At 73.8% G+C, this 6630-nt stretch carries 8 protein-coding genes and 1 pseudogene; all 9 read left to right on the top strand.

Annotation, left to right across the window (positions count from 1 at the left end):
• Nucleotides 1-452: pseudogene (locus NWP09_RS10800) on the top strand (shikimate dehydrogenase); the annotation flags it as partial.
• A 2-nt stretch (nt 453-454) separates the two neighbouring features.
• A complete protein-coding gene (gene aroC / locus NWP09_RS10805) occupies nt 455-1642 on the top strand; it encodes a chorismate synthase (RefSeq protein WP_258275520.1) in 1188 nt (395 codons plus the stop codon).
• A complete protein-coding gene (locus NWP09_RS10810) occupies nt 1639-2181 on the top strand; it encodes a shikimate kinase (protein WP_309137115.1) in 543 nt (180 codons plus the stop codon). Before aroC ends, NWP09_RS10810 begins: the two co-directional genes overlap by 4 nt.
• A 17-nt stretch (nt 2182-2198) precedes the next feature.
• The gene (gene aroB, locus NWP09_RS10815; RefSeq protein WP_258275521.1) at nt 2199-3260 is read left to right on the top strand and encodes a 3-dehydroquinate synthase; all 1062 of its coding nucleotides are present in this window, start codon (nt 2199-2201) and stop codon (nt 3258-3260) included.
• A gap of 432 nt (nt 3261-3692) precedes the next feature.
• Entirely contained in the window at nt 3693-4049 is a 357-nt protein-coding gene (locus NWP09_RS10820; RefSeq protein WP_258275522.1) for a VOC family protein, read from the top strand.
• A gap of 18 nt (nt 4050-4067) precedes the next feature.
• Complete coding sequence (gene aroQ, locus NWP09_RS10825) at nt 4068-4502, top strand: type II 3-dehydroquinate dehydratase (RefSeq protein WP_258275523.1); 435 nt, start codon at nt 4068-4070, stop codon at nt 4500-4502.
• A gap of 54 nt (nt 4503-4556) precedes the next feature.
• The gene (gene efp, locus NWP09_RS10830; RefSeq protein ID WP_258275524.1) at nt 4557-5120 is read left to right on the top strand and encodes an elongation factor P; all 564 of its coding nucleotides are present in this window, start codon (nt 4557-4559) and stop codon (nt 5118-5120) included.
• Between the two features lies 1 nt (nt 5121).
• The gene (gene nusB, locus NWP09_RS10835; protein ID WP_258275525.1) at nt 5122-5544 is read left to right on the top strand and encodes a transcription antitermination factor NusB; all 423 of its coding nucleotides are present in this window, start codon (nt 5122-5124) and stop codon (nt 5542-5544) included.
• A 76-nt stretch (nt 5545-5620) separates the two neighbouring features.
• On the top strand, nt 5621-6630 hold a 1010-nt coding region (locus NWP09_RS10840), incomplete at its 3' end, for an FAD-dependent monooxygenase (RefSeq protein ID WP_258275526.1).

Consider the following 6630-nt stretch of genomic DNA (forward strand, 5'->3'; position numbering starts at 1 on the left):
CGACGGCGCACTCGGCGATGGTCGCGCTCGCCGAGCTCGGCGCGCGCGAGGTCGCGGTCGCGCTCCGCGATCCCGGGAAGGGGGCTCCGCTCGTCGCGCTGGGCGCGCGCCTCGGCATCGCGGTCGCGCTGCAGGGCCTCGAGCAGGAGCTGCCGGCCGTCGACGCCGCGGTCTCCACGCTCCCCGCCGCCGCCGACGCGATCGCGGCCTTCGCCCATCCGCCGACCCGTCTGCTCGACGCGGACTACGCGCGGGCCGGCGGATCCCGCTACGGGTCCTCGGTGCCCCGCGACCGGCTCATCGACGGGCGAGAGATGCTGCTCGGCCAGGCCGTGCTGCAGGTGCGCATCTTCAGCTCCGGCGACGTCGACGCGCCGCTCGCGGACGAGGCGCGCGTCGCCCGCGCGATGCGCGCGGCACTGGCGGCATCGACCGGTCTGGAAGAATCGTGAGCATGCTGCGCTGGCTCACCGCCGGGGAATCCCACGGCCCCGAACTGATCGCCCTGCTCGAAGGCCTGCCCGCGGGCGTGCCCATCACGGCGGAGGCGATCCAGGCCGATCTGCAGCGCCGCAAGCTCGGCGCCGGCCGCGGCGCCAGGATGAAGTTCGAGCAGGACGAGCTGTCGATCTCGGGCGGCGTGCGGCACGGCCTCAGCCAGGGCGGGCCCGTCGCGCTGCGCATCGGCAACACCGAGTGGCCGAAGTGGACCGAGGTCATGGGCGCCGCCCCGCTCGACGGCGAGCTCACCGGCGCTCGCGCCGCGAAGCTCACGCGACCGCGCCCGGGCCACGCCGACCTCGTCGGCATGCAGAAGCACGGCTTCGACGAGGCGCGGCCCGTGCTCGAGCGGGCGAGCGCCCGCGAGACGGCAGCCCGCGTCGCGCTCGGCGCGGTCGCGCGCGCGTTCCTCGCCGAGCTCGGCGTGCGCCTCGTGAGCCACACGCTCTCGATCGGCCCCGTCCGCGTGCCCGACGGCGCGGCGCTGCCGGTGCCCGACGACGTCGACCGGCTGGACGCCGATCCGCTGCGCTGCAACGACCCCGCCACGAGCGAGGCGATGCTCGCGGAGGTCGAGGACGCCCGGCGCGCGGGCGACACGCTCGGCGGCATCGTCGAGGTGCTCGCGTACGGGCTGCCGCCGGGCCTCGGCTCGTACGTGCACTGGGACCGCAGGCTCGACGGCCGCCTCGCGCAGGCGCTCATGAGCATCCAGGCGATCAAGGGCGTGGAGGTCGGCGACGGCTTCGAGACCACTCGCCGGCGGGGGAGCGTCGCCCACGACGAGCTGCTCGTGGGCGAGGACGGCGTGCGCCGGGAGACCGGCCGCGCGGGCGGCGTCGAGGGCGGGATGTCGACGGGCGACCCGCTGCGGGTGCGCGCCGGCATGAAGCCCATCGCGACCGTCCCGCGCGCGCTCCGCACGATCGACGTCGCGACGGGTGAGGCCGCGCAGGCGCACCACCAGCGCAGCGACGTGTGCGCCGTGCCCGCCTCGGGCGTCGTCGCCGAGGCGATGGTCGCGCTCGTGCTCGCCGACGCCATGGTCGAGAAGTTCGGCGGCGATTCGGTCGCCGAGACGCGCAGGAACCTCGACGCCTACGTCGCCGCGATCCCCGAGCGCCTGCGCACCCTGTCGTGAGCCCCGAGGGGCCGCGGCCGGGCGACGAGGCGAGCGATCGCCCGCCCGTCGCGCTCATCGGGCCGATGGCCGCCGGCAAGACCTCGCTCGGCCGGAAGCTCGCCGCTCGCCTCGGGCGCACGTTCGCCGACACCGACCGGCTGATCGTGCTCGAGCACGGGGCCATCCCCGAGATCTTCGCCGCCCACGGCGAGCCGGCGTTCCGCGCGTGGGAGGCGGCAGCGGTGCAGCGGGCGCTCGTGCCCGGCACCGTCGTCGCGCTCGGCGGCGGCGCCGTGCTCGACCCCGTGACGAGCGAGCTGCTCCGGCAGCACGCGACCGTCGTGCTCGTCACCGTCGACGAGGAGGCCGCCGCGCGCCGCATCGGCGGCGGGGGCCGACCGCTCGTCGCCGACGGCATCGACGCGTGGCGGCGCATCGCCGCCGAGCGCGAGCCGCTCTACCGCGCGCTCGCCGACGTCACCGTCGACACGTCCAGGACCCCCATGGCTCGGCTGGTCGACCAGCTCGAGGCCTGGCTCGCCGAGCGCGAGCTGTGATCCGCGAAGGAGATCCCATGACCACGATCCGCGTCGAGACCGAGGCGCCGTACGACGTCCACGTCGGCCGAGGCATCCTCGTCGACCGCATCCGCGAGTCGCTCGGCGACGCGGAGCGGCTGCTCGTCGTGCACCAGCCCGCGATGAGCCGCATCGCCGATCACCTCAAGTCCGAGCTCGGCATCGAGGTGCTGCTCGCCGAGGTGCCCGACGCCGAGGCGGCCAAGCGCATCGAGGTCGCGCAGTTCCTGTGGCAGATCATGGGCCAGGCGGAGTTCACGAGGACGGATGCGGTGCTGGGCCTCGGCGGCGGAGCGGTCACCGACCTCGCCGGCTTCGTCGCCGCGACGTGGCTGCGCGGCGTGCGCGTGCTGCAGGCGCCGACGAGCGTCCTCGGGATCGTCGACGCCGCCGTCGGGGGCAAGACCGGCATCAACACCGAGCAGGGCAAGAACCTCGTGGGCGCGTTCCACCACCCGTCGCTCGTGGTCGCCGACCTCGAGCTCGTCGACTCGCTGCCGCGCAACGAGCTGCTCACCGGCTTCGCCGAGGTGGTCAAGGCCGGCTTCATCGCCGACCCGCGCATCCTCGAGCTGCTCGAGACGTCGCTCGACGCGGCGACCGACCCGACGACGCCCGAGTTCCAGGAGGTCGTGGCGCGCTCGATCGAGGTGAAGGCGCGCGTCGTCGCGAACGACTTCCGCGAGCGGGGGGAGCGGGAGTTCCTGAACTACGGCCACACGCTCGGCCACGCGATCGAGCACACCGAGCGCTACCGCTGGCGCCACGGCGCGGCCGTGTCGATCGGCATGGTGTTCGCGGCCGAGCTCTCGCGCCTCGCGGGGCGGCTGCCGGAGTCGGCGGTCGACCGGCACCGCGCGATCCTCGGCTCCCTCGAGCTGCCGCTCACGTACCCGGTGGGCCGCTGGCAGACGGTGCTCGGCACGATGCGCAAGGACAAGAAGACGCGCGGCTCGATGCTGCGCTTCGTCGTGCTCGACGACGTCGCGAAGCCCCGCATCCTCGAGGGCCCCGACGAGAGCCTCCTCTTCATGGCCTACCAGTCGCTCGCCGACTGAGCGCGGCGCTGCGCGTGAGTGGTCACTTCGGCGCCTGAGTGGTCACTTCGGCGCCTGAGTGGTCACTTCGGCGCCTGAGTGGTCAGTTCGGCGCGTGAGTGGTCGCCTCGCGTGAGTGGTCACTTCGGCGCGTGAGTGGTCACTTGGGTGTGTGAGCGGTCAGTCCGGAGGAGCGGAGTGCGCGGTGTGCGAGCGCTCCCCGGCGGCAGCGGCGCCGCGGCAGCGGTGACCACGCAGCGCTGAGTTGACCGCTCAGCGCTGGGAGTGACCGCTCGGTGGGTGCTGGGAGTGACCGCTCGGTGCTGGGAGTGACCGCTCAGTGCTGGGGGTGACCGCTCGGCGCTGGGAGTGACCGCTCAGCGGGTGGGGCGCGGCGGGCGCGGCGCGCGCGGGGCTGGCGGGGCGGGGCCCGTGCGAGGCAGACTCGCTGCCATGGCACACGGCGACATCACCCACGTCGAGATCCCCGTCGACGACCTGGCGAAGGCGACCGAGTTCTACTCGCAGATCTTCGGCTGGCGGATCACCGAGTCGGAGGGGTTCGAGGGCTACCCCATGTGGCAGGCGCCCAACGGCGTCTCCGGCGGCGCGCTCACCGCCCGCGAGGAGGGGTTCATGCAGCCCCGCTCGGTGATCGAGGTCGACTCGATCGACGAGGCGCTCGCGAAGGTCGAGCAGCTCGGCGGCACGGTGACGCTGCCGAAGGCGCCGATCACCCCCACGAGCTGGTGGGCGGTGTTCACGGATCCCGACGGCAACAGCATCGGGCTGTTCGAAGGCGAGATGTAGGCCTGCCAGACTGGCGGCATGCGCATCCTCGTCCTCAACGGACCGAACCTCGGTCGGCTCGGCACCCGCGAGCCGGACGTGTACGGCACCGCGACGCTCGCCGACGTCGCGCCGCTCGTCGAGGCCGCCGGAACGCCCGAGCGGCCCGTGCAGGCCGATGTGCGGCAGACGGACGACGAGGCGGAGCTCGTCGGCTGGATCCACGAGGCGGTGGATGCGCGCACGCCGGTGATCCTGAACCCGGCGGCGTTCACGCACTACTCGTACGCGCTCCGCGACGCGTGCGCGCAGCTGCAGGGCGTCGCGCCGCTCGTCGAGGTGCACATCTCGAACCCGCACGCGCGGGAGGAGTTCCGCCACACCTCGGTCATCTCGGGTGTCGCGACCGGCGTGATCGCCGGCTTCGGCCTCGAGGGCTACCGCCTGGCGGCCACGGCGATCCTCGGCCGCTAGACTCGTTCGTCGGCCCCGCACGGGCCCTCGGACGCACCACGGAACGGAACCCGCATGGCAACCACGAACGACATCAAGAACGGCGCGGTGCTGAACCTCGACGGCCAGCTCTGGAGCGTCATCGAGTTCCAGCACGTCAAGCCCGGCAAGGGCGGCGCGTTCGTCCGCACGAAGCTGCGCAACGCGCGCAGCCAGAAGGTCGTCGACAAGACCTTCAACGCCGGCACCAAGGTGGAGTTCGCGACCGTCGACCGCCGCGACTACCAGTTCCTGTACAACGACGGCACCGACTTCGTGTTCATGGACAACGACACGTACGAGCAGCTGCCGATCCCGGCGGACATCGTCGGCGATGCCTCGAAGTACCTGCTCGAGAACGGCACCGCCACCATCTCGATGCACGAGGGCGAGGCGCTCCAGGTCGAGCTGCCCGCGTCGGTCGTGCTCGAGATCACCTACACCGAGCCGGGCCTGCAGGGCGACCGCTCGAGCGCGGGCACGAAGCCCGCGACCGTCGAGACCGGTGCCGAGATCCAGGTGCCGCTGTTCGTCGAGCAGGGCACCCGCATCAAGGTCGACACGCGCGACGGCAGCTACCTCGGCCGCGTCAACGACTGACGTGAGCGAGCAGGCGACCTACCCCTCGCGCCGCAAGGCCCGCAAGCACGCCGTCGAGGTGCTCTACTCTGCCGAGGCGCGGGGCGAGGCGCCCGAGGCGGTGCTGCGCGACACCGCCGCGCGCCTCGACTGGGCGCGGCACCCGTGGTTCGCGTTCGCGCGCGAGATCGTCGCGGGCGTCGCCGACGAGACCGAGGCGCTCGACGAGCTCATCGCGTCGTCGAGCGAGCACTGGACGATCGACCGCATGCCGCGCACCGACCTCGCGATCCTGCGCGTCGGCGCGTGGGAGCTCGAGCACGAGACGGCGCCGGTGAGCGTCATCATCTCGGAGGCCGTGCACCTCGCGAACGAGCTGTCGACCGACCGCTCGGGCGCGTTCATCAACGGCGTGCTCGGCCGCATCGCGGCGCAGCGCGCCTGACGGCTCCGCGCCGCGCCCGGCAGCACTCGTGCGGGGCGCCCTCGCGTCGTGCGGCCCGGGGGCGCACCATGGAGGCATGGATGCGGTGAGCGGCGCCGGTGAAGCGCGCGTGGAGGCGGTCGAGACCGACTGCGCGATCGTGGGCGGCGGCCCTGCGGGGCTCATGCTCGGGCTGCTGCTCGCCCGCCGGGGTGTCCGCGTGGTCGTGCTCGAGAAGCACGGCGACTTCCTGCGCGACTTCCGCGGCGACACCATCCACCCGTCGACGCAGGAGCTGCTCCACGAGCTCGGCCTCCTCGAGCGGTTCCTCGCGCGACCGCACGCCGACGTGCCGCGGATCACGATGCTGTTCTCGGGCATCCGCCTCGTGCTCGCCGACTTCACCCGGCTGCCCACGCGACGCCGCGCGATCGCGTTCATGCCGCAGTGGGAGTTCCTCGACCTCCTCGCCGAGGCCGGCGCTGAGCTGCCCGGCTTCGAGCTCCGGATGCGCACCGGTGCGACCGGGCTCCTGCGCGACCGGGAGCGCATCGTCGGCGTCCGCGCCGAGGGGCCCGACGGGCCCCTCGAGGTGCGCGCCCGGCTCACGGTGCTCGCCGACGGCCGCGAGTCGCGGCTCCGGGCGGATGCGGGGCTCGAGCCGGTCGGGGGGCCGAGCGCGATCGACGTGCTCTGGTTCCGCGTGCCGCGCGAGCCCGACGAGGAGATCCCGTTCATGCAGGCCGGCGACGGCGCGCTGCTGTCGATCCCGCGCGGCGACTTCTACCAGTGCGCGCACATCGTGCGGAAGGGGGCGTGGGACGGCAGCGAGCGCTCGCTCGAGGCGATGCGCCGCCGCGTGCGCGCGCTCGCGCCAGGGCTCGCCGAGCGGCTCGAGGCGCTGCGCCCGCAGGACGTGCGCCGGCTCGACGTGCGCATCGATCGCCTCGAGCGCTGGCACCGCGACGGGCTGCTCGCGATCGGTGACGCCGCGCACGCGATGTCCCCCGCGGGCGGCGTGGGCGTGAACCTCGCGATCCAGGACGCCGTGGCCGCGGCGAACGCGCTCGCGCCGCGCCTCGCCCGCGCTCGGCCCACCGAGTGGCC

The sequence above is a fragment of the Agrococcus sp. HG114 genome, assembly GCF_024723325.1.
In the GTDB taxonomy this organism is placed as follows: Bacteria; Actinomycetota; Actinomycetes; order Actinomycetales; family Microbacteriaceae; genus Agrococcus.